Annotated in this window: 18 protein-coding genes, 2 tRNA genes and 3 rRNA genes; 3 read left to right on the top strand and 20 right to left on the bottom strand. The window is 38.2% G+C overall.

Going from position 1 to position 26,068, the window contains the following annotated elements:
• Positions 1 to 8: 8 nt before the first annotated feature.
• The 3 genes from queG to PEDSA_RS03785 all read left to right on the top strand — a co-directional run bounded on the left by queG (position 9) and on the right by PEDSA_RS03785 (position 2,958).
• On the top strand, positions 9 to 950 hold the full coding sequence (queG, locus tag PEDSA_RS03795; protein WP_013631826.1) for a tRNA epoxyqueuosine(34) reductase QueG: 942 nt from the start codon (positions 9 to 11) through the stop codon (positions 948 to 950).
• 119 nt (positions 951 to 1,069) lie between these two features.
• The gene (locus tag PEDSA_RS03790) at positions 1,070 to 1,720 is read left to right on the top strand and encodes a FadR/GntR family transcriptional regulator (RefSeq protein ID WP_013631825.1); all 651 of its coding nucleotides are present in this window, start codon (positions 1,070 to 1,072) and stop codon (positions 1,718 to 1,720) included.
• A gap of 14 nt (positions 1,721 to 1,734) precedes the next feature.
• A complete protein-coding gene (locus PEDSA_RS03785) occupies positions 1,735 to 2,958 on the top strand; it encodes an MFS transporter (protein WP_013631824.1) in 1,224 nt (407 codons plus the stop codon).
• A gap of 74 nt (positions 2,959 to 3,032) precedes the next feature.
• Here the strand turns inward: PEDSA_RS03785 and PEDSA_RS03780 are convergent, their stop codons facing one another.
• The 20 genes from PEDSA_RS03780 to PEDSA_RS03685 all read right to left on the bottom strand — a co-directional run bounded on the left by PEDSA_RS03780 (position 3,033) and on the right by PEDSA_RS03685 (position 26,021).
• Entirely contained in the window at positions 3,033 to 3,212 is a 180-nt protein-coding gene (locus tag PEDSA_RS03780; protein ID WP_013631823.1) for a hypothetical protein, read from the bottom strand.
• Positions 3,213 to 3,372: 160 nt separating this feature from the next.
• A complete protein-coding gene (gene ccoS / locus PEDSA_RS03775) occupies positions 3,373 to 3,531 on the bottom strand; it encodes a cbb3-type cytochrome oxidase assembly protein CcoS (protein ID WP_013631822.1) in 159 nt (52 codons plus the stop codon).
• On the bottom strand, positions 3,528 to 5,912 hold the full coding sequence (locus PEDSA_RS03770; RefSeq protein WP_013631821.1) for a heavy metal translocating P-type ATPase: 2,385 nt from the start codon (positions 5,910 to 5,912) through the stop codon (positions 3,528 to 3,530). Before PEDSA_RS03770 ends, ccoS begins: the two co-directional genes overlap by 4 nt.
• A 311-nt stretch (positions 5,913 to 6,223) precedes the next feature.
• Entirely contained in the window at positions 6,224 to 6,334 is a 111-nt protein-coding gene (locus PEDSA_RS20100) for a transposase (protein ID WP_148233490.1), read from the bottom strand.
• Positions 6,335 to 6,678: 344 nt separating this feature from the next.
• Complete coding sequence (locus PEDSA_RS03760) at positions 6,679 to 6,927, bottom strand: ISAon1 family transposase N-terminal region protein (protein WP_052305764.1); 249 nt, start codon at positions 6,925 to 6,927, stop codon at positions 6,679 to 6,681.
• A gap of 264 nt (positions 6,928 to 7,191) precedes the next feature.
• Positions 7,192 to 7,303 (bottom strand): 5S ribosomal RNA (rrf, locus tag PEDSA_RS03755).
• A 68-nt stretch (positions 7,304 to 7,371) separates the two neighbouring features.
• Positions 7,372 to 10,244, bottom strand: a 23S ribosomal RNA gene (locus PEDSA_RS03750).
• A 133-nt stretch (positions 10,245 to 10,377) separates the two neighbouring features.
• Positions 10,378 to 10,451 (bottom strand) — tRNA-Ala (locus PEDSA_RS03745).
• Positions 10,452 to 10,469: 18 nt separating this feature from the next.
• Positions 10,470 to 10,543 (bottom strand) — tRNA-Ile (locus PEDSA_RS03740).
• A 115-nt stretch (positions 10,544 to 10,658) separates the two neighbouring features.
• Positions 10,659 to 12,187: ribosomal RNA gene (locus tag PEDSA_RS03735) — 16S ribosomal RNA — on the bottom strand.
• Together the 16S, 23S and 5S rRNA genes with 2 tRNA genes alongside form the textbook arrangement of a ribosomal RNA operon.
• A gap of 843 nt (positions 12,188 to 13,030) precedes the next feature.
• A complete protein-coding gene (locus PEDSA_RS03730; RefSeq protein ID WP_013631820.1) occupies positions 13,031 to 15,478 on the bottom strand; it encodes an outer membrane beta-barrel protein in 2,448 nt (815 codons plus the stop codon).
• Positions 15,479 to 15,580: 102 nt separating this feature from the next.
• Positions 15,581 to 16,954, bottom strand: coding sequence for a putative oxidoreductase C-terminal domain-containing protein (locus PEDSA_RS03725; protein ID WP_041536965.1), 1,374 nt, complete (start codon positions 16,952 to 16,954; stop codon positions 15,581 to 15,583).
• Positions 16,955 to 17,038: 84 nt separating this feature from the next.
• On the bottom strand, positions 17,039 to 17,899 hold the full coding sequence (locus tag PEDSA_RS19425; protein ID WP_052305763.1) for an alpha/beta hydrolase: 861 nt from the start codon (positions 17,897 to 17,899) through the stop codon (positions 17,039 to 17,041).
• 86 nt (positions 17,900 to 17,985) lie between these two features.
• Positions 17,986 to 19,305: a sugar MFS transporter gene (locus PEDSA_RS03715; RefSeq protein ID WP_013631817.1), complete on the bottom strand. Its 1,320-nt coding sequence runs from the start codon at positions 19,303 to 19,305 to the stop codon at positions 17,986 to 17,988.
• Between the two features lie 16 nt (positions 19,306 to 19,321).
• The gene (locus PEDSA_RS03710; protein ID WP_013631816.1) at positions 19,322 to 20,677 is read right to left on the bottom strand and encodes a Gfo/Idh/MocA family protein; all 1,356 of its coding nucleotides are present in this window, start codon (positions 20,675 to 20,677) and stop codon (positions 19,322 to 19,324) included.
• Positions 20,678 to 20,684: 7 nt separating this feature from the next.
• Positions 20,685 to 21,692 carry a Gfo/Idh/MocA family protein gene (locus tag PEDSA_RS03705; RefSeq protein ID WP_013631815.1) on the bottom strand — a complete coding sequence of 336 codons (1,008 nt, stop codon included), beginning with the start codon at positions 21,690 to 21,692 and terminating at the stop codon, positions 20,685 to 20,687.
• A gap of 133 nt (positions 21,693 to 21,825) precedes the next feature.
• Positions 21,826 to 23,022, bottom strand: coding sequence for a Gfo/Idh/MocA family protein (locus PEDSA_RS03700; protein WP_013631814.1), 1,197 nt, complete (start codon positions 23,020 to 23,022; stop codon positions 21,826 to 21,828).
• Between the two features lie 67 nt (positions 23,023 to 23,089).
• On the bottom strand, positions 23,090 to 23,728 hold the full coding sequence (locus PEDSA_RS03695) for a carbohydrate-binding family 9-like protein (protein ID WP_013631813.1): 639 nt from the start codon (positions 23,726 to 23,728) through the stop codon (positions 23,090 to 23,092).
• Positions 23,729 to 24,796: a LacI family DNA-binding transcriptional regulator gene (locus PEDSA_RS03690; RefSeq protein ID WP_013631812.1), complete on the bottom strand. Its 1,068-nt coding sequence runs from the start codon at positions 24,794 to 24,796 to the stop codon at positions 23,729 to 23,731.
• 163 nt (positions 24,797 to 24,959) lie between these two features.
• Positions 24,960 to 26,021 carry a LacI family DNA-binding transcriptional regulator gene (locus PEDSA_RS03685; protein WP_013631811.1) on the bottom strand — a complete coding sequence of 354 codons (1,062 nt, stop codon included), beginning with the start codon at positions 26,019 to 26,021 and terminating at the stop codon, positions 24,960 to 24,962.
• Positions 26,022 to 26,068: the final 47 nt, after the last annotated feature.

Here is a 26,068-nt window from a genome sequence, read left to right as displayed (position 1 = left end):
ATCAACAGATGAACGAGCAACAGAAATTGAAATACAGTGAAATGATAAAAGCCGAGGCCAAACGCTTAGGTTTTTTGTTTTGTGGTATTTCAAAAGCCGAATTCCTTGAAGAAGAAGCTTCCCGATTAGAAAAATGGCTCCGAAATGATTATCAAGGCGAAATGGCTTACATGAACAATCATTTCGATAAGAGACTGGATCCAAGGCTTTTGGTGGATGGTGCTAAATCTGTTATCTCCATTGCATTGAACTATTATACCGATGCAAAACAAAACGATGAATCTGCTCCTAAAATTTCAAAGTACGCTTATGGCACAGACTATCATTTTGTTATAAAAGATAAGTTGAAATCACTTCATCATTTTATTGAAGAAAATATTGGAGCGGTATCAGGACGGGCATTTGTCGATTCGGCACCTGTTCTGGATAAAGCCTGGGCCAAAAAAGGCGGATTAGGATGGGTTGGAAAAAATGCCAATATCATAAATAATAAAAGTGGTTCGTTCTTCTTTTTAGGCGAATTAATCGTCGATATGGAACTGGCTTATGATGTTCCTTTTTCGACTGATCATTGTGGGACATGTACAAGATGTATAGACGCCTGCCCTACAGAAGCAATAGTATCGCCTTATGTAGTCGATGGAAGTAAATGTATTTCTTATCTCACGATAGAACTGAAAGAAGAAATTCCCCATTCTTTTAAAAATAAAATGGATAACTGGATGTTTGGCTGTGATGTCTGCCAAAATGTTTGTCCGTGGAATCGCTTTTCTGTAATCCATCAGGAAGAAGCTTTTAATCCGCATCCGGATTTACTGGAAATGTCAAAAAGAGATTGGGAAGAAATTACTGAAGAGGTGTTTGGCAAAGTCTTTAAAAAATCTGCTGTTAAGCGTACTAAAATAGCCGGTTTGAAGCGGAACATCACTTTTATAAAGACGGTAGAATAACAACTACTCTTTATTGCTCACTCCTTTCCTTCTTTTATTCCTATCCTAATAAACTGAAATATTTTTTAGATTTTCTATAATAAATTCTACTTTTGAATCATCAGATGATATGATGTAATATGATTATTAAAAAATCCTTAGCAGAATCTGTTTCCGATAAGATAAAAAACCAAATCCTATCAGGCTTTTATAAATCCGGAGATAAACTGCCTATTGAACCAGAACTAATGAAAGATTTTGGAGTCGGCAGATCCAGTATCAGAGAAGCCGTAAAGCTATTGGTCAATTCAGGTTATTTAAGAGTTCAACAAGGACTTGGAACTTTCGTAGAAGACGCATCTAACATAAAGAACCCGTTGGACAAAAATTTCAGTAAGGCCAATCTGGAAGATTTAGATGAAGTACGGCGCCTTTTAGAAATGAAAATAGCCGAAAAGGCTGCCTTTAACCGATCTGAAGAGGATATCAGATCCATGAAAGCGTATCTCCTTGAAAGAAAGCTACAGGCCGTTACGGGAAATTTGGAGGAATGTGTAAAAGCAGATCTCAATTTTCATACATCTATCGCTATTGCTTCAAAAAATGAAATATTTTTTGAACTATACCGAACCGCTGCGAAACATTTGAAAAAATGGTTTATGAATCATTATTCCAATACAGGTTCTTTTATTGAAACACAAGCTCTACACGAAAACCTATTACAGGCAATCATAGATAAAAAGCCCAATGACGCTTGGGCTGTAGCAGAAAAGATAATCAAATGGCATTAATATTTACATGATTTATGGAAGCTCAAGAACAATACCTTCAACAAGACGCTAATAAAATAGCACAAAAAACAATTTACACGATTTTATTTACAATCAGCTTTACTCACCTGATTAATGATTTGATACAATCGGTAATCCCTTCTTTATATCCTTTAATCAAACAAAACTTTAATCTCACTTATGCACAAATAGGATTAATCACGCTCACCTATCAGCTTACAGCTTCTATTTTACAGCCATTTATTGGAAGTTATACAGACAAAAAGCCAAAACCATTCTCTTTGGTTATTGGAATGTCCAGTACAACAGTGGGGCTTATCTTATTAGCTTTTTCAAATACTTTCGCACAATTACTTCTTTCTGTTAGTTTTGTCGGGATAGGATCGTCAATATTTCATCCGGAATCTTCCAGAGTAGCACATATGGCCTCCGGAGGTAAAAAAGGCTTGGCCCAGTCAATTTTCCAACTGGGGGGAAATACGGGAAGTGCTATCGGACCTTTACTAGCTGCATTGATTGTTATTCCTCATGGACAAACTCACATACTATGGTTCACCGTTATTGGTGTGATGGGACTAATTATTCTTACAAAGATTGGAAAATGGTACAACAATCATTTATACCTGAAAAAGCAAACAGCCAAACCTATTCATGACGGTAGTTTAAAGCTGTCAAAAGGCAGAATAACGTCGGCGCTGATTATTTTATTAGTCCTGATATTCTCCAAATACTTTTATATGGCCAGCCTTACAAGCTATCTAACTTTCTTTTTAATAGAAAAGTTTAATGTTTCTGTTCAGGAATCACAGATGTATCTGTTTTTATTTCTGGCAGCAATTGCAATTGGGACGATTATAGGCGGCCCACTTGGTGATAGGTTTGGAAGGAAATATATTATCTGGATTTCCATTTTAGGTGCGGCTCCTTTTACTTTGCTACTACCTCATGTTAATTTATTCTGGACAGCAGCTCTTTCTCTCGTTATAGGAGTTATTATTGCTTCCGCCTTCTCAGCAATTTTAGTGTACGCTACAGATCTTCTCCCTGGTAAAGTAGGAATGATAGCAGGATTATTCTTTGGCTTTGCTTTCGGAATGGGAGGAGTCGGATCCGCGCTTTTAGGGTGGCTGGCAGATAAAACAGATATTTTTTATGTATTCAATATTTGTTCGTTCCTTCCTTTGCTGGGAATTATCACAGGTTTTCTACCTAATATCGAACCTAAAAAGGCTCAATAATTCATATAATTTGCTTAACAAAAAGCCCCATATGTTTATATTGGGGCTTTTTTCCTATTTTCTGAGAACGAATACTATTTTTCTTTGTTTTTCAATTCAGTAACTTCGTTACGAATTTCTTGGGCTAAGCCTTTAATTTCTTGTAAAGCTTTTCTTAAACGAGTACCAGCAGCACCGTTTCCGTTGTTGTAAAATTTTTCTGCATCTGCCTCAGCTGAAGCGATTAACTCTTTCACTTTTGAGAATTTTTCCATAACAAATGTTTTTTTGTTGAATTTAAAATTAATTTATGTTAAAACCTATAATATTATCGACACTAATCTCTAATGAACCTAGTATCTTAGTACTCATAGCAGTTCCTAAGGCAAATAAACATTTATTTTTCAAATTGTACCAAATTTTCTGCAAATTATTTTATTCATCTTTTTCAGTTCCATCGTCATCAAACAACATTCTAACCGATGGAGTATATAAATCTTCGTTTTGTCCACTCCTTTGAGCCCATAAGAAGGCTATCAGAAACAGGAGAGCTACCAGTACACTACATCCTATTAAAAAGAAAATCGCTTTCATAATAATCCTATTTTTTTTGCAGATGCTCTTACTGCCAATGTTGTAAACGAAATAATTGTTATCGTACTTAACGGCATCAATATAGCTGCAAATAATGGAGACAATTGTCCAGAAACAGCAAATGCCAATCCAAATACATTATAAACTAAAGATATACAAAAAGATTTATGAATCACCTTTACTGACGATTTGCAAAATCTTAGGAAATCCGGCAACTTATTTAACATAGTTCCATCCAAGACTGCATCACTGCCTGGAGTAAAATTATTAATATTATCTGTTACAGCAATGCCTGCGTCGCTTTGCTTTAAAGCTCCGGAGTCATTCAGCCCGTCACCTACCATTAGTACCTTAGAGCCATTCTCCTGTTTAGATTTGATAAAGTTTAGTTTATCTTCTGGTGATTGCTTAAATTTCAAATCGTCTTTACTTTTAAAAAACTGATTCAGAACAACTGCATCTTGTTCGGTATCTCCAGACAATAAATAAGTCTGGTAGTCTTTATTTAAAGAAGTCAATAAAACATCTAAATCTTCTCTAAATCGTTGTTTTATCTGAAAAAAACCAATATACTTATTATCTATTTTAATATGTACTTCAGGTGTTTCTATTTCTTTTTGCGAAATTCCGGTAACGAAAGAACTACTTCCTATCAGAACACATTCTCCTTCTACAATCGCTTTTATTCCTTTACCAAGTATTTCTTCATAATTATCTATCTTGATGTCTTTACGCTTTCCTAAGAAATTGGAAATCCTTATACTATGTGGATGTGAAGAGTTTTTACAAACATTATAAATTAGTTGCTTTTCGTTCTCCTCCATTATTCCTTTAAAAACAACTCCCTGCACTTCAGAAATGCTTACTGTACCTGTTTTATCAAAAGTTATTGTGTTTACAGCAGCTAATTGCTCTACAACATCAGTATTTTTAAGGTAGAATTTGTTCTTATCTAAAATGCTTAATGCTGTAGACATTGTAAATGGTGTACTTAAAGCAAGCGCACAAGGACAAGCTATAATCAATACTGCGGTAAATGCAGAAACACCTACTTTCCAATCTATGGGTAACCAATAAATTAAGGATCCAAAAGCGATTATTAATAGAATAATGCTGAAATAATGGCTAACAACACTTAAAAAGGTTTTTATTTTATTTTGCTGATGTTTGTCAAATACTTCATTATTCCATAAACTAGTTAAATAACTTTGTGAAACAGGTTTTACAACTTCCAATTCCAAAGATTTACCTGTTTGCCTTCCACCAGCATATATTATTTCTCCTAGTACCTTATTGACTGGCTGAGACTCGCCAGTTACAAAGCTAAAATCTATAAGTCCCTCGCCTCTTAGTAAAATCGAATCAGCAGGAATAATTTCCTGGTTCTTAACTCTAATCCGATCCCCCTTCTTCAAATTCTCCAAAGGAGTTGGAATTTCTTCTCCATTTTCCTTCACAACCTGAACAGCAACCGGGAAAAAAGACCGATAATCGCGTTCAAAAGAAAGATGATAATACGTTCTGTTTTGCATGTATTTTCCAACATTTAAGAAAAATACTAATCCTGCCAGACTATCTGCGTAACCTTCTCCTAAACCGAAAGTCCATTCTGCCAATGTCCTTACAAACATTACTAATATACCCAAAGCTAAGGGGAAATTTATATCCAAAACCCTATTCGCTAAACTATGGTAGGCGTTTTTAAAATAATCACGACCGGAGTAAAAGAAAACAGGAAAACAAAGCAATACATTGATTAAACCAAAAAACTGTCCAAATTGAGCTTCTGCTTCCGATAAACCGAAATAAGAGGGGAAACTAAGCATCATGATATTACCAAAACAGAACCCCGCGACGGCTATTTTCGTAGGTGTATCATCTTTTATAGCTTTATTTTCTTTAATAACGTCATTTAAGCTGATTAAAGGTTCATACCCTATGCTTGCCAATAGCTCTACCAGCTTTCTAAGACTGGTCTTGCTTTGATTAAACTGAATGTGCACCTGTTTCTTTAAGAAATCCACACGGTTTTCTATGATTCCATCGTCTAATGAATTAAGCCTTTCCAGTAGCCAAATACAGGAGCTACAGTGAATTGCCGGAATGTAGAAAGTTAAAATGGTTTTCTGTGAATCTCTGTAGTCAATCAGTTTATTTACAAACTCCTCTTCATCTAAATAAAGATACTTATCTGTAACTGAAATTCTGGATTCTCCGGGATGACGATTAAGCTTGTAGTAATTGCTTAAATTACTTTTCGTAAGTATCTGATATACACTTAAACATCCGCTACAACAGAATTCTTTTTCCGCATGTTGGAATTCTTCTGTATAGCAATCATTTCCGCAATGATAACAAGTTGTTTTAGTTGCTGTAGGCATAGTACAAACATCTATAAGTTAACATTTCAGGCAAATGATGTGCAGGCTTTATAAATTGTGATCTATATCATAAAACATGAATGAACATCAATATGATAGCAAAATCGTTAAATTGGATAGATTATTATTCATTAAAAAAAGAAGCCTTTTTTTTATAACGACTGTCTAATTTAGTAGGCAATTGTTTTGATAAAAATTTGGGACATCAATGTAAACCGAAGTCAAGAACACATCTAATGGTTATCCTTGTTCTTTTGCAAGTAATTTTCTATAGACGCAGCAGCACCAGGTAAAGTGATTCATTTATTTGCTTAGTCCAAAGATTTTGAAACTGATCCCGCTTCAGTGGCCAGTTGCTGGACATGGAACCGATCAATTACCTGAACAGCATTGGGAAAGCATTTTTTGGCAATTAGTCCCATATATTACCGCTAGATCAAGTGTTATTTCCCGAACTTTATTGCATAGTCTTTTGGGATCTTTTGTAGGATGGGAATGATATTCTCTGATTTTGTGCCGCTCAGTACAGCTACAATAGTTCCTTTTTTTACCATGGGCTCTTTTGTTGGTGGCAATGGTATAGAGTTCTCCATGAGAGAGGCAGGTCTCGTCAATAGAAAGATGGTTGCTAACATTCTGTGGGAAGATCAAACCCTCTTTTGCATCCTCTCGATGTTCCCAATCCTGAAAACCACTTAGTTTATTACGATAGTACCGCCTTAACTTACTGGCAGATATACCATAGAAAGAGCTGATGGTTTGGATGCTATGCGACTGGTTGTCCGCTGATACCTTTTAAAAAAGTAGCGAAATCCTGTGTGATACGCGTCCCTTTTGCTACTAATTCCCAATTCCTATAAACCACTTTATCGGTGTCTTGATTAAGCCATCGACGACGTTTAACATGAAGATAGACCTGTTGCCCGCGAATGGGGAAGTCTTGCAAGGTCACGAGATCAAAAAAGTCTTTGGAAATGAGTTTATTGTGCTGGTATTCGTCAGGAATGACATTCATCTCTTCTAAGAAAATGTCTAAGCGACCTTCTCACTGTGAATAATGGGTCATCTCAAAATAATCGGAAACTCCCCCTAGAATGATCAAGGGCATTAGGGCTTTAAATGAATCGTGCATCTGAGTAAAAGATCAAAAAACAAATATCTCATTATTTTTATCTCCTCCACAACTTTTGTACATTATCCGATTTCTTATCTATGGACTCCAACAAGCCCAAAAACAATAAAAGGGACCTTCGCAATAGCTGAAGATCCCTTCTTTAAGGTAAGGCACCGACCTACTCTCCCACATGTTACTGCAGTACCATCGGCTCTGGCGGGCTTAACTGCTCTGTTCGGAATGGGAAGAGGTGGACACCGCCGATATAGGCACCCGAATATCTTTGTTCGGTATGACATATCATTGAAAGAAGCAGGACAGAGAAAACAACAGTTAGGCAAGCCCAATGGAAAGCTTTCGGACAATTAGTACTACTCGACTTTGGCATCGCTGCCTTTACATCTGTAGCCTATCAACCCCGTAGTCTTCGGGGGTCCTCTATGGAAATCTTATCTTGCGGCTAGTTTCGCACTTAGATGCTTTCAGCGCTTATCTATTCCCGACGTAGCTACTCTGCAGTGCACCTGGCGGTACAACAGATTCACTAGAGGTCAGTCCAACCCGGTCCTCTCGTACTAAGGTCAGCCCCGCGCAAATTTCCCGCGCCCACAACAGATAGGGACCGAACTGTCTCGCGACGTTCTGAACCCAGCTCGCGTGCCACTTTAATGGGCGAACAGCCCAACCCTTGGGACCTTCTCCAGCCCCAGGATGTGACGAGCCGACATCGAGGTGCCAAACCTCCCCGTCGATATGAGCTCTTGGGGGAGATCAGCCTGTTATCCCCAGAGTACCTTTTATCCTTTGAGCGATGGCCCTTCCATGCAGAACCACCGGATCACTATGTCCGTCTTTCGACCCTGCTCGGCTTGTAGGCCTCACAGTCAAGCAAGCTTATGCCATTGCACTCCACGTACGGTTACCAAGCGTACTGAGCTTACCTTTGAAAGCCTCCGTTACCCTTTTGGAGGCGACCACCCCAGTCAAACTACCCGTCAAACAATGTCTCCCGATTTTTCGGGATTAGACACCGGATACATAAAGGGCGGTATTTCAACGTTGATTCCACGACGCCTGGCGACGCCGCTTCAATATCTCCCGCCTATCCTACACATCATGCACCCAATGTCAATGTTAAACTATAGTGAAGGTTCATGGGGTCTTTCCGTCCCGTTGCGGGTACCCGGCGTCTTCACCGGGACCACAATTTCACCGAGCTCATGGCTGAGACAGCGCCCAGATCGTTACACCATTCGTGCAGGTCGGAACTTACCCGACAAGGAATTTCGCTACCTTAGGACCGTTATAGTTACGGCCGCCGTTTACTGGGGCTTCGATTCAATGCTTCTCTTACGATGACATCCCCTCTTAACCTTCCAGCACCGGGCAGGTGTCAGGCCTTATACTTCATCTTGCGATTTTGCAAAGCCATGTGTTTTTGTTAAACAGTCGCCTGGGCCTTTTCACTGCGGCTGGATCGCTCCAGCGCCCCTTCTCCCGAAGTTACAGGGCCATTTTGCCGAGTTCCTTAGCCATGATTCACTCGAGCACCTTAGAATTCTCTTCCCGGATACCTGTGTCGGTTTGCGGTACGGGTTCTGTTAGCCTGAAGCTTAGGGGGTTTTCTTGGAAGTCTGATTACCTGCGCTATCCAGTTGGCCGAAGCCGCCCGGTACTATCAAGTTTCAGCAAGACCTGCGGATTTGCCTACAGATCCTATACCTACGCTCTTTAACGAACTATTCCGTCAGTTCGCGGCAGTGTCACTACTCCGTCGCCCCATCGCAGCTAACAAAAGTACTGGAATATTAACCAGTTGTCCATCGGAATCCCCGTTCGGGTTATCCTTAGGCCCCGACTAACCCTGATCCGATTAGCGTTGATCAGGAAACCTTATCCTTTCGGTGGGCGGGTTTCTCTCCCGCCTTATCGTTACTTATGCCTACATTTGCTTTTCCATGCGCTCCAGCACCCATTACCAGATACCTTCGCCGCACATAGAATGCTCCCCTACCGATATATTTCAATCCCATAGCTTCGGTGGTACACTTGATGCCCGTTTATTATCCATGCCCGATCGCTCGACTAGTGAGCTGTTACGCACTCTTTAAATGAATGGCTGCTTCCAAGCCAACATCCTAGCTGTCTATGCAATCAGACCTCGTTAGTTCAACTTAGCGTACACTTGGGGACCTTAGCTGATGGTCTGGGTTCTTTCCCTCTCGGCGCGTGACCTTAGCACCCCGCGCCTCACTGCAGTGTATATTTATCTAGCATTCGGAGTTCGTCTGGATTTGGTAGGATTTGACTCCCCCGCACCCAATCGGTAGCTCTACCTCTAGTAAACTAACCACCACGCTGTTCCTAAAAACATTTCGGGGAGTACGAGCTATTTCCCAGTTTGATTAGCCTTTCACCCCTACCCTCAGGTCATCCGGAAACTTTTCAACGTTTATCGGTTCGGTCCTCCAGTACGTGTTACCGCACCTTCAACCTGCCCAAGGGTAGATCACAAGGTTTCGCGTCTGCCTCCCCTGACTGTACGCCCTATTCAGACTCGCTTTCGCTTCGGCTCCGTACCTGAAGTACTTAACCTTGCCAGGGAAGAGCAACTCGTAGGCTCATTATGCAAAAGGCACGCCGTCATCCCGATAAGTCGGGACTCCGACCGCTTGTAGGCACACGGTTTCAGGTTCTATTTCACTCCGTTATTCACGGTTCTTTTCACCTTTCCCTCACGGTACTGGTTCACTATCGGTCTCTCAGGAGTATTTAGCCTTACCAGATGGTGCTGGCAGATTCCCACAGGGCGTCTCCGACCCCGCGGTACTCAGGATACTGATAGGGTATATTCCTTTACGCATACGTGGCTGTCACACGCTATGGCCGGGCTTCCCATCCCGTTCTGCTTCATCGATATACCCACTTTTCAGTCCTACAACCCCGGACCTGCCGTAACAGGTCCGGTTTGGGCTCTTTCCCTTTCGCTCGCCACTACTCAGGAAATCATTATTATTTTCTCTTCCTCTGCTTACTTAGATGTTTCAGTTCAGCAGGTTTGCGCTTGTGCGACATACCTTCAGTATGTCAGGTTTCCCCATTCGGAAATCTACGGATCAAGTCGTATGTGCCGATACCCGTAGCTTATCGCAGCTTATCACGTCCTTCTTCGCCTCTGAGAGCCTAGGCATCCTCCGTGTGCCCTTATTTACTTTCTTCATTGCTGATGGCATACGCCATCTGCTGTCTTCTCTTTTTCTACTTCTTCCAATATGTCAAAGAACTTTCTGAAGTTCATAGCTAAATGTTATTAGTATCGCTACTCTTTTCATTTCACTATTTACTTCCTCGTGGAGAATAACGGATTCGAACCGTTGACCCCCTGCGTGCAAGGCAGGTGCTCTAGCCAGCTGAGCTAATTCCCCTCTTAAGGATGTCCCCTGTAGTCCCGAGCAGATTTGAACTGCTGACCCCTACATTATCAGTGTAGTGCTCTAACCAACTGAGCTACGGGACTATATTCCCCTTAGCCTGCCGTTATCTTCACTAACCGGCTACATCTCTTTAAAGGTTCATCTCTTTTTTTGATTAAGATATATTCATATAGCACCGTCCGTCTCGGACAGCTCCAGAAAGGAGGTATTCCAGCCGCACCTTCCGGTACGGCTACCTTGTTACGACTTAGCCCCAGTTATCGGTTTTACCCTAGGCCGCTCCTTGCGGTTACGGACTTTAGGCACCCCCAATTTCCATGGCTTGACGGGCGGTGTGTACAAGGCCCGGGAACGTATTCACCGCGTCATTGCTGATACGCGATTACTAGCGAATCCAACTTCACGGAGCCGAGTTGCAGGCTCCGATCCGAACTGTGATCGGCTTTTTGAGATTGGCATCCTGTTGCCAGGTAGCAGCCCTCTGTACCGACCATTGTAGCACGTGTGTAGCCCCGGACGTAAGGGCCATGATGACTTGACGTCGTCCCATCCTTCCTCACTGCTTGCGCAGGCAGTCTGTTTAGAGTCCCCACCTTAAATGCTGGCAACTAAACATAGGGGTTGCGCTCGTTGCGGGACTTAACCCAACACCTCACGGCACGAGCTGACGACAGCCATGCAGCACCTAGTTTCCTGTCCCGAAGGACTGATCTATCTCTAAATCATTCAGTAACTTTCAAGCCCGGGTAAGGTTCCTCGCGTATCATCGAATTAAACCACATGCTCCTCCGCTTGTGCGGGCCCCCGTCAATTCCTTTGAGTTTCACCCTTGCGGACGTACTCCCCAGGTGGATGACTTAACGCTTTCGCTTGGACGCTAACGGTATATCGCTAACATCGAGTCATCATCGTTTAGGGCGTGGACTACCAGGGTATCTAATCCTGTTCGATACCCACGCTTTCGAGCCTCAGCGTCAATTATAGCTTAGCAAGCTGCCTTCGCAATCGGTGTTCTGTGACATATCTATGCATTTCACCGCTACTTGTCACATTCCGCCTACCTCAACTATATTCAAGCCAAACAGTATCAAGGGCACTGCGACAGTTGAGCTGCCGTCTTTCACCCCTGACTTATCCAGCCGCCTACGCTCCCTTTAAACCCAATAAATCCGGATAACGCTCGGATCCTCCGTATTACCGCGGCTGCTGGCACGGAGTTAGCCGATCCTTATTCTTTAGGTACATTCAGCTTCCTACTCGTAAGAAGGTTTATTCCCTAACAAAAGCAGTTTACAACCCATAGGGCAGTCTTCCTGCACGCGGCATGGCTGGTTCAGAGTTCCCTCCATTGACCAATATTCCTTACTGCTGCCTCCCGTAGGAGTCTGGTCCGTGTCTCAGTACCAGTGTGGGGGGCAATCCTCTCAGATCCCCTAGCCATCGTCGCCTTGGTGGGCCGTTACCCCGCCAACTAGCTAATGGCACGCATGCCCATCTATCACCTCCTCAGATTTGATCATAATATGATGCCATATCATGATGTCATGCGGTGTTAATCCGACTTTCGCCGGGCTATCCCCCTGTGATAGGTAGGTTGCATACGCGTTACGCACCCGTTCGCCACTCTCATCAGCCTAAAGCAAGCTTTAAACTGAATCCCGTTCGACTTGCATGTATTAGGCCTGCCGCTAGCGTTCATCCTGAGCCAGGATCAAACTCTCCATTGTAAAATGTTATGTTCGATACTGACATGATGTCAATATTTCTTTTTTCTTGTCTTCCGTCTGTCCCGACGTTTGTTGACTGTGCTATATGATATGATCTTAAAGAACTTCCCGCCTTCCAGTCACTGGTCGGCTTTTATATCTTCCACCCATTCAGGTGGGAAATCTTTTTCGCTTTGTTTTCCGTAGCCCTCGTGGCTCCGTCCCGTTCGGGAGTGCAAAGGTAGGAATCTTTTTCTCTCCTGCAAGAACTTTTTTTTATTTTTTTTTAGCAACCCTTTTTTCTCTCTTTATCCCTCTCCTGCTAACCCTTTAAGCTGCTGCCGTTCCTGCCTATTCCTTCAGTTTCCTATGCCCCTTCCTCGCGATTGGGAGTGCAAATGTACGAACTTTATATTAACCCGCAAATCTTTTTAAAACCTTTTTATACCAGTAAACGCAATACGCTGTAGAACAGGCGGATATTTTTAATCTCCTAAATAGTACCATAGATTTATATTTCTTAATGAACAGAAAAGACAGGTGATGTCACTATTAGATTGTTCTTCCCTTAAATTCATAATGGGGCATAATGCCTTTGCAGATATTTTAAGTTCAGAACTAAAAAGATATTCACAATTCTTGCTAGAGGTGCGAATAAGATACACAGGCAAAATTTTGCAGGAAAGTGATTTAAATATCGAAGTAATCGCCTTCAAAGTAGATTTATAAATTTATCTAATCTTAATCGGCATTTTAAGCTCTGTAGAATGCCTGTGGAATATAAGAAACTTAGATATTAGATAAAACCGAAAGTTTAGTTTATTGGTAAAAGTGAGTAAGCTAGATATCCATTGAACCAATAGACTATTTAGTAGCCTCTTTAGTTAATACTTTTTTAACATCTTCTTTTGCCTTCTGTTTTTTATTATTTATAAACCTGTATCCTATTGAAAAAGTATAGTTCTTACTTTTTGATAAGAAATTTCTTTCCTGATGGTAACTCCCACCACTGTTAGTCAACACATCCGAAGACTCAAAAAAACTACGATTAGCAAATGGATCCTCAACAGAAAGTCTTGCGCTAACTTTGTTTTTAAGAAACATTTTCCTAAATCCGAAATTTGTTGTTAACGACCCCGAGTTTCTTCCTTGAGCTAAGGCATTCGTATAATAATTAAGTTGCCCTTCAAGAGTAATTGAATAAGGTACTTGCCCAGATATAGTCATATTACCTCTTTGACTATAACCACTGGATGGTATTTGAAGAGTTGATTTAGATTGATAAGACCTTCTACTAATAGTATACCCTCCGGTTAGTGTAATAGATTTTCCTAATCTATAATTCCCGAATAAACTAAGGGTCAAAGCTTGATTCTTACCCAGATTTTCATAAGTTACACTGTCTGTGGAAACTCTAAATCTTTCTATTATTTTATCAGTGGTGGTATAATTCAATCTGGGTGTAAAAGACCATTTTGCCCCTGCAGTACCAAAGCTCAATTGGAACTGATTAATATATGAAGGCTTTAAATTTGGATTTCCGAAACTAACATTAGATTGATTCGTGTCATCGACTAATGGATTTAAAGCATTTTCTCTAGGTCTTGTTATACGCATACTATAGCTCAGCCCAAAATTGTATTTCTTCTTATATGATTTATTTATTGAAATATTTGGGAATAAGTTATGATAAGGCTTGGGATCCATAGATGGAAATGCTGATTGTGTAAAATTAACATCAGTAATCTCAGATCTTATACCGGTTCTAAATGTCCATCTGGACTTGGTTCTTAATCTATAACTTCCATAAAAAGCATATATATTTTCACGGTAACCGAACTCGTTCGTCAGTCTTGAAATCGTATCTAAACTGTTTACAAAATCATAACCAGTTACAAATTGGTTATTCGAATTATTTCCCAAAGAAACCTGCGAACCTAAAGAGAGCGTAGCAAACTTGTTGAGGTTCCTCGAATAATCCAAATTAAAGTCTAAACGATTTGTGCCTATATCATTTGATCTGTACTGCCGGTTTTCATTCGTTTTCACATCATTTGTTTTAAAATATTCCCGGGAGAGATCTCTATCCCTCAAGGTTCCATTGTCAAAGAAAGTTAGTCCTGCAGAAAGACTTTGCCCCTTTCTTCTTTTAAATCTTAAGGTATAATCCGCATTGAATGTGAACGAATTCCCTGAATTATTTGTAAGGATATTCTGATCTATAAATTGAGTTTGAACTTGTGAAGCATTGAAACGATAGTCGTCCAATAATGAACTTCCATTTCCATTATTAGTATTATAATTAACTGATGTTCTTAAATTTTGCAAAGGTGTAATATCCCAATTTAATGAGGCTCTTGCGTTGTGGCTATCTGTTTCATTTTTGGATGAACCATTTTGGTTCATATAAGACGAAATACTTGAAGATGAATTATAATTCGTTCTCGCTAAATCAGAGCCGTTAACAGTTGGAGCATGTTTAAAGCTATAACTACCATTAACCGTAATTTTCTTATTGCTAAATGCGGAGTAAGCCGTTCCATTATAATCTCCTAAAGTCCCTAGCGTGTAAGAAAGTCCACTACTTAACCCTAAGCTATATCCTTTCTTTAATACAATATTGATAATTCCGTCACCATCAGCTGAATATCTAGCTTCTGGGTTAGTAATAACTTCTATTTTCTGAATGGCTTCCGAGGGCAAAACGGTTAACAAATCTGCTAAAGTTTCTGAAGTATAATCAGATGGCTTTCCATCTATAAAGACCCTTGTATTTACTTTCCCTGCAATGGAGGGCTTTCCATCCGGATCAACTGTCACCATAGGTACTGTTTTAAGTAAATCTGTAGCCGTACTCCCTTGAGCATACACGCTTTGATCGACATTAAACGTTATGGTGTCGGCTCCAAACTCTACTACCGGTTTTGATGCTTTTACAACTACCTCTTCTAAAACTGTAGCTGAGTTTGGAGTTAATTTAATATCTACTTTTATATCCTGATCATTAGCATTTATCACTATATCTTCAACCGTTTTTGCCTGATATCCCATGAAAGAGACCTTTATTTTATAACTTCCAAAAGGCAAGTCGTTAAATGAAAACTTACCTTCAGGATCTGTCATAAAATTCTTTAGTGCATTTTCGGTTTCTGTTTTATAAATACTAACTCCAGCAAAATCTATAATCTCACCTGTAGCCTCATCTTTTACCACTCCATTTACATTTCCGGTTTCTTTAACAGTCTGACCGGTTGCAAATAAAACGATGGCAAATAATAAAAAGAAGACAATAAAAAAGACGTATTTCTTCATCAATATAAACTCCTAAGATTAATAGGTTTCGCGCCTAAGTTAATATTTTAATTTGGCTTCCAAATAAAGTAAATTAGCATAACAGTACCCAATTTTAGCAACCTACTGCTTTCGTATTGCCAGTTCAAGAGCTGATGTTGTTGTATAATACTTTGCTATCATATTAGGAACTTCCCAATCAGGTAGTCTTCCTTCTTTTAAGTATGATAAGAACTTTCTTGTTACCTCTGCAAAATGCGCCTCGTGACCTACCTTATAACTTTCCGGTATGATTACCTCATAACCATCGACAGTATCTTTCAACTCGATTCCAGGGTATCTTTTTGCCAATTTTATAAATCCATCAAATAGAGATTTCTTATAATCCTGATTATTTTTTTCTTTTGGTTCGATATATAAAACCGGCTTAAACCCCTGTTCCTTACCTTGTTTGATCTTTAAATTCGCTTTTGTCCCTCTAATTTCCGAGAAATGTGTATCTCCAGTTCCTTCAGGTGCCTGGTAATTCCAAACTACGGAAACTTTCGCCGAAACACCTTTGATGGTATAATTCATTTCACCGTTAGAATAGACGCTAAGTGTACTATCCTTAATGTCTTTTTGCAGAAAATCTGGATAAGTGTCTTTATTTGTTGATTTTTCAAACTGCGAAGGCGTTATTAATGTAGCCCAGCGCTTTGCACTGTTCATATGAATGTCCTTTTTGTAATCCAATATTTGCTCCGGAAAACATGTCCATTGTATGAGATCTACCAAGTGTGTGGTTACATCTACCAAACCGTTACCTAATTGATCTACATCATAATACCAGGTTGGCCTGATTAAAGGAGAACCGGAAACATTTTTAAAAAAATGGTGAACACTTTCTTTTATAATGGCTGGATTATCTTCTGATCCTTTTTCAAGTTCTCCAAAAACTTCATTCATCATAAACAGTTCCTTCTGCAAGGTATTTGTTATTTCATACCTTTCCGTCATGATGTCATAAAGTAAGACGCTTTTCTTTCTTGCATCTTCAAAAGCTGTTCTTAACAAATCAAACCCCTTAGCATCAATTGCCATAGGTTTGTCTGCTAAAACATTGAAACCGGCATGAATGGATTCTGCTATATAATTGGTCTTCTCTTCATTATTTCCGGCCAACACCACAAGATTCCCTTTTTTTTCGGATAGCATTTTCTCCAAGAAATCTGTTCCTTTGTACACGTTTTCCTTCCAGGTTGTTGGGTCCTCCTCTCGGGTATTATACTTTTCTATAAGCTTTAAGTACGCTTCGAGTTCATCTCCCTCCGGTGCATAAACATATACTTCCGGACTAACACCATCGTACATAGATTTTTGTACTAAAGCTGCGTGAAAATGGCCCGGGTTTAAAGTAATCAATTTTACCTCTTTGTTTTGATTCGGATTGGAACAACTGAACATAGCTAATATGGTTATTGCTAAACATTTTTTTATCAATTTACTTGTCTTCATTTTTAAGTTTAAATAGTGAGCAAATTTGCGGCGTACATCAACGAAATAATGCTTGTCGCTCTTGGTTATAATATTAACAAGTTTCTATTTATAAGCTTCATTTAAAAAACTTAAAATTTCTTCTACTTTATTATTGGTGATATAAGTATAGGCTGCATGACCTATTCCTTCCATTATTACCAATTTCGAGGATTTATTACCCTTCTTTTCCAGAAATTCATGTAATGAATACGCGTAATCTACGGAAATCAGCGCATCTTTATCTCCATGAAAAGTAAGAACAGGTATGTTAGTGTTTACTATCTGATTATTGTTCTCCAAACCTCCCCATAAATTAACTATGGCACTTATTTGCTGGCTTTGCGGTTGTTTACAAAGCGCAGTATACAATGCTGTCATTGCGCCGGCTGACCCACCAGAAATAGCTACTTTTTTTAGATTGAAGTTATATTTATTGGCGTTTTCTTTTATCCATTTCAGAGCTAAACTCGCATCTGCGGAAGCCACGTATATAGCATGATGTAAACCATCCTGAAATTTACCAGAAGTAGGCAAACCTTTAGACATATTCGCACTGCAACTTGCACCTTTTATCTTGTTCAATTTAAGGTAAAGCAGATAGTTGATCGATACAACTGCCATACCATTAGATGCTAGTTTGTTACAAAACACTGCTGTTTGTTCTTTGTCACCTCCAGAAAAACCTCCTCCATGTATAAACATATAAACAGGCAACTTTTCTGACTTGGATATTTTAGTTGGTAAATACAAATCCAATAATCTATCGGAAGAGATATCATTCTGACTAGAATCAGTCTTCTCAGCGTAACGAATATCTTTCGATATTTTTACTGCTTGATTTTCTGGATTTACTTGTTGTGCATATCCTATCTTCACAATAAATAAGAGCAGTAGCATATAAGCGTACATCTTTATTTTTAACATAATAAATTCTATATTTTACCTTAAATAATAAAAAATGAGATGCGAGCACCTCATTTTTAACAAACAAACTCCCCAATATATTTAGTTTATCGAAAAGACCACCTTCGCAATTTATGACCGTGTATCGCATAATATGCCAGATAAGCATAACACGGGAATAATACCCAATAAGCTTCTCTCAAACCATGTGTATCTGCAAAGTGTCCATACACCAAAGGCATAATGGCATTACCACACAATCCCATGATCATGATAGACGAACCTAGTTTGGTAAATCTGCCTAACCCATCCAGCGCGACAGGCCATATCCCCGCCCATACCAATGAATTTGCAAGACCTAGCATTACTACAAACCAAATGGAAATATCAGCAGTATGTCCTAACAACGTTATATTGCCATTAGCGTAAATTATCAAAAGACTCAACGCAGCGCCTAATATAGTGCAGAACCTTAAGGCGTTTACCTGACTAATAAAGCGTGGTATGGTAATGATTCCCATCAGGTACCCCGCTATTGTAAGCGCTAATGTATAGGACGGAAATACTTTTGCTTCTATCAAATTAATCCCCATTGATCCGGCATAGCCTATTACAGTATCTATTGCTAATATCTGCGTTCCTACATGTATAAAGATTGCCACCGCTCCAAGAATCAAATGTGGAAATTGAAAAATGCTTGTTTTTCCAGAGTTGGCTTCCGCTACTTCTTCGCTTTCATTCTCGGTATCTATTTCCGGAAGAGGTGAATATTTAATAAACAGTCCTAAACCAATAAGTACCATTGATACCACTGAATATGGAAGCATTACTCTTCTTATCAATTCATCCAAGACTGTTGCCCTTTCCGCATCTCCCATTAATGGGACTTGCTTGAAAAGTTCTGCATCACTTGATTTTAGTACCGCTGCCGCAAATAGCAAAGGAGCTAGAATCCCAGCAAATTTGTTGCAAATTCCCATGATACTAATCCGCTGTGCGGCACTTTCCTGCGGCCCTAGCACTGTGATATAGGGATTAGACGCCGTTTGTAAAATTGCCAGACCAGAGCCAAGAGTAAACAGACCTAAGAGAAATATTTCATAAGTCCTGAACCATGCGGCAGGAACAAACAATGCTGCTCCCACAGACATGACGAAGAACGCTGTCATCATTCCTTTCTTAAAGCCTACTGCTTTCAAAAGAAAAGAAGACGGAACCGACATCACCAGATAGGAAATATAAAAGGCAAATGCTACCAGGTAGGATTGGAAATTAGTAAGCTCACAGGCTATCTTAAAAAAAGGTATCAGAATTGCATTGATCCATGATACAAATCCTATAATGAAAAACACCAGGCCTATTAACAATATCGAGATTGTCGTATCTCTTTTGGTAAGCTGATCTGATGTTACTTTTTTACTGCTCATTTTTACAGACTATATATTAAACTGTAGGCTCCCAACCTTTTTGATACTCTCTACTCCATAACTTCTTAGCGGCTGCACTATTCAGAATTCTTCCATTTTTCGGATCGATTTCCAAACTAGCTCCAATTCTTTGAGCAATATTTCCTAACTGGACAAGTAAAGTACTTTGATGTCCACTGACAATATCAGCATTCAATTTTTCGCCTTTCTTTATAGCATTAAAAAAGTTTTGGATATGGATAGCGTCTAAGGCCTGAGAAGGATTGGTTAAACTTCCAGAATTAACCTGAGTTTCATTTTTCACTTCTTTTAAAAGTTTTCCTTTCAAATCATAAATCTTATACCCGTTATCTCCATCAATCTGTAAAGAGCCATTTTCAGCAAAAAATATAACTCCCACATTAGCTCCTTCCACAGGGCTGCCATTACAGCTTCGACCTTCCCAAGTAATAGCACATTTATTAGCAAATTCCATATTAATCACTTGTGTATCTGGAGTTTCCCAATCATCTTGATAACGATATCTACCTCCATTGGAACTTACTTTGGTTGGATAATCTACTTTCAGTCCCCAACGAGCTATATCCACCATATGAGTTCCGTTATTTAAGGCTTCTCCGGTTCCCCAATGCCAGAACCAATGCCAATTATAATGTATCAAATTATCTTTAAACTCTTTCCTCGGCGCTGGTCCTTGCCATAAATCATAATTTAACCAGGATGGTATGGCAGTAACTTTACCTGTTCCAATTGAAGGTCTATTGTTGGTATACCAGGTTTTTGCAAAGTAGGGCTTCCCAATTACTCCATCATGCAACTCTTTAATTCCGGCTACAACATTTGGCCAAGACCTACGTTGATTTCCCATTTGTATAATATTTTTATACTTGTCAACCGCTTTAATCAAGAGTTCTCCCTCATTTGGATTGTGTCCACAAGGTTTCTCCAGATACACGTGTTTGCCTGCTTTTGATGCTAAAATTGCCGCAGGAGCGTGCCAGTGATCTGGTGTCGCCACGACCAAAGCATCTAAGTTTTTATCTTCTAAAGCTTTTCTAAAATCCCCTTCTGCTTTTGGCTTTCTTCCCTGGATTTCAGACACTCTAGAAATACATTTGTCAGCAGCTCTTGTATCTACATCACATACGTAAATTACCTCACAGTTATTTTGCGCAGCGAAATTTGTAGCCAGAGCCAAACCTCTTGCATTGACTCCCATAGAAGCCACCCGAACCTTATCGTTGGCCCCCAAAATATTAGCATAACTTTTTGCGCTAAACCCCGGTAAGATTCCACCTACTCCGATTGCTGCAGCGCCTGTCACGGCATTTTTTATAAATTTTCTTCTAGTGTTTTCGTTAAGGTTGCTCATAACTCGTTTATTTATTTACAATTGAACTGATTAAAACTGGTTTTCCTCCATTTTTCTTACTTTCATCTGCTGCTTCCATAAAAGCGCAGATTTCTAAAGTTTCTTTGGTATCAAAAGGCACTACTCCCGTTTCGAAAAATTTTATAATTTCGGCAAGTAGAGGATTATACCCTAAAAACTTACCAAAACTGGCTACTGATTTCTCTCCTATAACAGTTCCACCAAAATCTTTTTTCCCATCTCTTATTCCTCTGAAAACACCTATTCTTCCATCATCCCACGTTCCGACAGCCACGTCACTTCCTTCGGTAAAAACACGCGTAACACTTTTACACCCAGTTCCCATTACCGCAAATAACATTTCGACACCATGTATTCCATACCAAAAAAAATCTGGGTGAGTAGGCTCCAATACTGCTGGGCTGTAAGTATCAGCCCCAATAATTTTCCCTATACTACCTCCTTTAATTTCTTTCATTCCTTCTATATATCTTAAAGAAGAAGAAGAAAAAATAGGCGTATCATATTTTTTAGCGGTTTCGAATATTTGTTTTGCGTCCTTATAAGAAGCGGCTATGGGTTTATCGATAAACATTCTCTTTTTTGCCTTAAGTACAGGCAAGGCCTGCTCTAAGTGTAACCTACCATCATTAGTTTCCAAGAGAACTACATCTACTTTTTTCAAAAGATCTTCTATGGAACTAACAATCTCAACTCCATGCTTTTTTACGTCTTCAGTAAAACCTGAAATTCTGTCTACACTTGTTTTTATATCCTTACTTCCCTGCGGGTAGGCTGCTACCACTCTATACCCCAGGTATTCACTTTTATCAGAATTCAATTCTTTGGTAAAGGCTACTGAATGTGATGTATCAAGACCGATGATACCTACGCGTTTTCCTTTTATTTGATTAGCAAAAAGATTGTTGGAAATCAGACTTGGTGCTGTAACTACGGCGCCTGCTATTGTCGCAGTTTTTAAAAATTTGCGCCTATTCAATTTGTCTATGCTCATAGCAATTGCTTTTGGTTTTTAAAAATGGTTATCTCTGATTAATCAGAAAATGTCTATATCTAAATTGCTCTTAATATTTATTGATATAAATTAGATTGCAAAGGCTCTAAGCACCTTTAAAAACAACTAATATTTACAGATCCCAATACTGCATTAGACCTGTATCTACAGCTTTATTTCCCATATGAACAGCAATAGCAACGTCTTTTCCGGTTTCTACATTAGAAAAAGGTCTTTTACTATTTTTTATACAATCTGCGAAGGCCATTATGGAATATGCCGTAGGATCTAAATTTAAGCCATCTATACTATCATAAATAATCTCTTTACCTTCTCCTGGCTTTAGACTTTCGACCGTTGCACCAGTTACCCCATCTACTACTCCCAGAGTTTTAGTTGTAGGTTCCGGATAAATGAATGCTTTTTCTCTTTTGATATCAATAGTTGCTTTAGACCCCATAATTCTCATCGCGTAACTATTGTATTGATTAGAAAGAACAGACGTCACGCTAGATTTTACTCCATTATCATATTCATATATAGTACGAACGTTATCACAAGTCTCTCTCCCATCTTTCCAATAATTTATGTCCCCCATACCAATAACTCTATTAGGATGACCGTTAAGCATCCAGTTCACAACATCAATTTGATGAGCGCATAGTTCAGCAAGAACACCTCCTGAGTATTGCTTATACATTCTCCAGTTTACTATTCTATCATCTTCACCTGGTTTCAGAGGCCTTCTCCAATCTGAATTTCTATTATATTGACTTTCAAAATGTGTGATTTTTCCCAGCCATCCCTGATCTATAATCTCCTTTATTTTGTGATACATCTGGAAGTATCGATATTGATGTCCTACCTGTAATATTAAATTTGATGCATTTACTATTTTCACAAGATCTATTGCTTCCGGAATGCTATAAGTCATTGTTTTTTCTACATAAACGTTCTTTTTTGCATCTAAAGCATCCACACACATTTTATAATGTAAGTATAAAGGAGTAGCTATGATAACACCATCTATTCTTTTATCATTTAAAAGGTCATGATAATTTTCATAAAACTTCGCCTCTTTGGGTGCATATTTTTTGATTGTCAGGAAAGCATCTTTAGAAACATCACAAAAACTGATAATATCTATATTTTCCAATTTACTGACGACAGAACTTATACCTCCCCCTCTTTGTCCACAACCAATAAGTCCTAACCGTACTTTTTCAGCTTTTCCAAATGCGACACCAGGAATACCAGCCACCGTCAAAGCACTTAAGGCCAAAGTTCCTCCATATATAAATTTTCTACGTGTAATATCAGTATTTCTCATCTAGACATAATTGATTGTGTACGTTACCGAAAATATAAAAAGTTTTACATTTTATCAAAATATATTTTTAAATTTCTTTAAAGACATTAATTAGTTTAAAAAATTCAGGTCTATGGAAATCAGGATTATCTGATACAATATGATTCCAGGAAAGATAATGTGGCTTTTCTAAGCTCCCTCCACATTTATAAAAATTACCAAATAATTTATGATTTTGCAGGCAAGTCACTTTATTATAAACAAATGTTTTTGCCGGTATTTTTAAATTCAATGTACTCTCGATATATAATGTATCATCTTTTAATAGGGGTATTATAAAAACATCGCGTTCTATATTTTTAAGAATATCTATAGGTAAAAATTGTCTCGAAAACCGTTCCTTTCCATACGCTAATTTAATGCTTCCTATTATATTAACCTCCAAATTATAATAGGCTGAATCTTCATCAAACCGCACAAAAAACTCGAAACAACTATCCTCATGTACTTTTCCGTTATAATCTCTATACTTTGCTTTTACTTGTTTCTCCATTGAAGTAAAGTTCAGATAGAGAAAATCATTATCAAAAGATAATTCAACATTAGCAAAGACATCTTGTTCCTGATAGCTGATCCAAGGTTGATTATCTATGATGAAAGTTTGGATAAACTCTTTTTGTTGTTCTTTCTGATCTGTATGCAAATCGATATTTTCTGGCTTAAACAACTAATTTCTATAAAACTGATAATTTTCTTTGGTGATGATATCGATTGGCATATAGTAGATTTTTTCTACATCTGCATTATAAACGAAATGTTGATAGAGTGCCATAATGCCCCTGTATCCCTGCTCTATAGGTTTCTGACAAATTAAGAAATCTATGGTTTCTTTTTTAAGGTATTCTATGTTTTCTTTAAGAAAATCGAACCCTATCAATTTGGTATTTTCAACCTTTTGCTCCTCGAAAAATTTCGCAACGGAAGACACCCTGGAATTTGTGACGAATACCAAGTCAATTTTATTTGCTGCAAAAGTCTTCTTTAGTTCTTTACTCACCGCTTTATAGCTTGTATCTCTAATATCCAATTTTAAGATATCATTCATTTTTTGATGATTATCAAAATACTCTTTAAAGCCTTGCTCTTTTCTTAAAAGATGATGATGATTGTCTATCTCTTTAGAGATATTAACAATTAAAATCTTTTCTTTCCGACCGATCAAATAGCCACATAGATGTGCTGCCAATGCCCCTGCGTGATATAAGTTTGGACCTATATAACATAAACTAGAAATATCTGGTAAATCCGAGTTAATAAAAACACAAGGTATTTTCACTTTCAAGCATTCTTTTACAAAGTCTATGGATTCCTCTATAAACATCGGTGCTAATAATATACCATGATACCTTTTATCTAAGATTTTCTTTGATTCATTTAAAAATGATTTTTTGTCGTTTTGATCAAAGAAGTATTTATCGATCTCTATTCCGTAAGTTGCTATTTCAGACTCAGCTTGCTTTATTCCTTCTAAAGGTGCATCCCAATAATCTGTCTCTTCAGATACAGATGGAATTAGAACTGCAAATCTCAAAATTTCCTTTGAAGCTAGTCTTCGCGCTAAAATATTTGGTTTATAATTCAGTTCTTCAATAATTGCATCTATTTTAGCTTTGGTTTTTGGAGAAACGCCTACTCTATTATGTAATACTCTATCAACAGTGGCAATAGAGACATTTGCTCTTCTGGCAATTTCTTTTACCCCAACTAGCTCTTTTTCTTGTTTTTTCTTTTTCATTAAAACTACCTAAGTTATTATTTTACCCTAAGAAAAATAATAAAGCAAATTACTAAACTAAATTAAAAAAATACAATTAATCATATATTTAAGATATCTATAAATCTAAAACGTCAACGTCAGGAAGTTTGTCGCTTTAATAGATTAAAATTTATCAAAAATATTAATTACTGTAAAACTGGTAATTTCCTTTGGTAATAATGTCTATTGGCATGTAATGTACATCCTTTACTTTTATGTCATGAACACAATACTGATAAAGAGCCATTACTCCTTTATATCCTTGTTCTATTGGTTTTTGACAAATTAAGAAATCTATAACTCCTTGCTCTAAATATGCTACATTTTTTTTTAGGAATTCAAATCCTACTAATTTTACATTTTTTATTTTGTATTTTTCAAAAAATTCCGCTACATAAAATACCCGGGAATTTGCAACAAATATCAAATCTATTTTATTGCTTTCGAGCGCCTTTTTTAATTCTCTACTTATAGCTTGTTCCGCAGTATCCCTGATGTCTAGCTTGATTACATTATTCTCTTTTCGGTATTCTTCGAAATACTCTTTAAACCCCTGCTCTTTTCTTAAAAAATGTCGATGGTTATCTATTTCAGATATATTAACAATTAATACATTAGCTTTTTCACCTATCAAATATCCACATAAATGAGCCGCCAGAGCTCCTGCATGATATAAATCCGGGCCTATATAGCATAAACTGGCGGTATCGGGCAAATCTGAATTGATAAAGACACAAGGAATTCCAGCTTTCGTGCATTCTCTGACGAAACTTTCCGATTCTTGAGCGAACATAGGAGCTAACAATATACCATGATACTTCTTTTTCAAGATTTCATCAGATGCTTTTAAAAAAGAGCTTCTGTCATTTTGATCGAAGAAATATTTATCTATTTCTATTCCGTAAGTTGCTATTTCAGACTCAGCTTGTTTAATTCCTTCTAAAGGAGCATCCCAATAATCCGTTTCTTCAGACACAGACGGGATCATGACAGCAAATCGTAATATTTCTTTTGAAGCCAATCTCCTCGCTAAAATATTAGGCTTATAGTTTAATTCCTCTATAATAGCAGTGATTTTAGCTTTTGTTTTCTCGGAAACCCCTTTTCGATTATGAAGAACACGGTCAACTGTAGCAATAGCAACATTTGCTCTTCTAGCAATTTCCTTTACCCCAACCAACTCTTTGTTTCCCTTTTTCTTCATTGAATATCAAATAATAATAGAAGACAAATTACAAAACTCGCTACAAA

The organism is Pseudopedobacter saltans DSM 12145 (assembly GCF_000190735.1).
GTDB lineage: Bacteria > Bacteroidota > Bacteroidia > Sphingobacteriales > Sphingobacteriaceae > Pseudopedobacter > Pseudopedobacter saltans.
The sequence above is the reverse complement of the archived record's forward strand: the minus strand, read 5'-3'. Positions and strand labels throughout refer to the sequence as shown.

What these genes read in the sequence shown, in the direction of transcription:
- queG (WP_013631826.1), top strand. Translation starts at nt 9, where the DNA reads ATGAACGAGCAACAGAAATTGAAATACAGTGAAATGATAAAAGCCGAG.
- PEDSA_RS03790 (WP_013631825.1), top strand. Translation starts at nt 1,070, where the DNA reads ATGATTATTAAAAAATCCTTAGCAGAATCTGTTTCCGATAAGATAAAA.
- PEDSA_RS03785 (WP_013631824.1), top strand. Translation starts at nt 1,735, where the DNA reads ATGGAAGCTCAAGAACAATACCTTCAACAAGACGCTAATAAAATAGCA.
- PEDSA_RS03780 (WP_013631823.1), bottom strand. Translation starts at nt 3,212, where the DNA reads ATGGAAAAATTCTCAAAAGTGAAAGAGTTAATCGCTTCAGCTGAGGCA.
- ccoS (WP_013631822.1), bottom strand. Translation starts at nt 3,531, where the DNA reads ATGAAAGCGATTTTCTTTTTAATAGGATGTAGTGTACTGGTAGCTCTC.
- PEDSA_RS03770 (WP_013631821.1), bottom strand. Translation starts at nt 5,912, where the DNA reads ATGCCTACAGCAACTAAAACAACTTGTTATCATTGCGGAAATGATTGC.
- PEDSA_RS20100 (WP_148233490.1), bottom strand. Translation starts at nt 6,334, where the DNA reads ATGGGACTAATTGCCAAAAAATGCTTTCCCAATGCTGTTCAGGTAATT.
- PEDSA_RS03760 (WP_052305764.1), bottom strand. Translation starts at nt 6,927, where the DNA reads ATGAATGTCATTCCTGACGAATACCAGCACAATAAACTCATTTCCAAA.
- PEDSA_RS03730 (WP_013631820.1), bottom strand. Translation starts at nt 15,478, where the DNA reads ATGAAGAAATACGTCTTTTTTATTGTCTTCTTTTTATTATTTGCCATC.
- PEDSA_RS03725 (WP_041536965.1), bottom strand. Translation starts at nt 16,954, where the DNA reads ATGAAGACAAGTAAATTGATAAAAAAATGTTTAGCAATAACCATATTA.
- PEDSA_RS19425 (WP_052305763.1), bottom strand. Translation starts at nt 17,899, where the DNA reads ATGTTAAAAATAAAGATGTACGCTTATATGCTACTGCTCTTATTTATT.
- PEDSA_RS03715 (WP_013631817.1), bottom strand. Translation starts at nt 19,305, where the DNA reads ATGAGCAGTAAAAAAGTAACATCAGATCAGCTTACCAAAAGAGATACG.
- PEDSA_RS03710 (WP_013631816.1), bottom strand. Translation starts at nt 20,677, where the DNA reads ATGAGCAACCTTAACGAAAACACTAGAAGAAAATTTATAAAAAATGCC.
- PEDSA_RS03705 (WP_013631815.1), bottom strand. Translation starts at nt 21,692, where the DNA reads ATGAGCATAGACAAATTGAATAGGCGCAAATTTTTAAAAACTGCGACA.
- PEDSA_RS03700 (WP_013631814.1), bottom strand. Translation starts at nt 23,022, where the DNA reads ATGAGAAATACTGATATTACACGTAGAAAATTTATATATGGAGGAACT.
- PEDSA_RS03690 (WP_013631812.1), bottom strand. Translation starts at nt 24,796, where the DNA reads ATGAAAAAGAAAAAACAAGAAAAAGAGCTAGTTGGGGTAAAAGAAATT.
- PEDSA_RS03685 (WP_013631811.1), bottom strand. Translation starts at nt 26,021, where the DNA reads ATGAAGAAAAAGGGAAACAAAGAGTTGGTTGGGGTAAAGGAAATTGCT.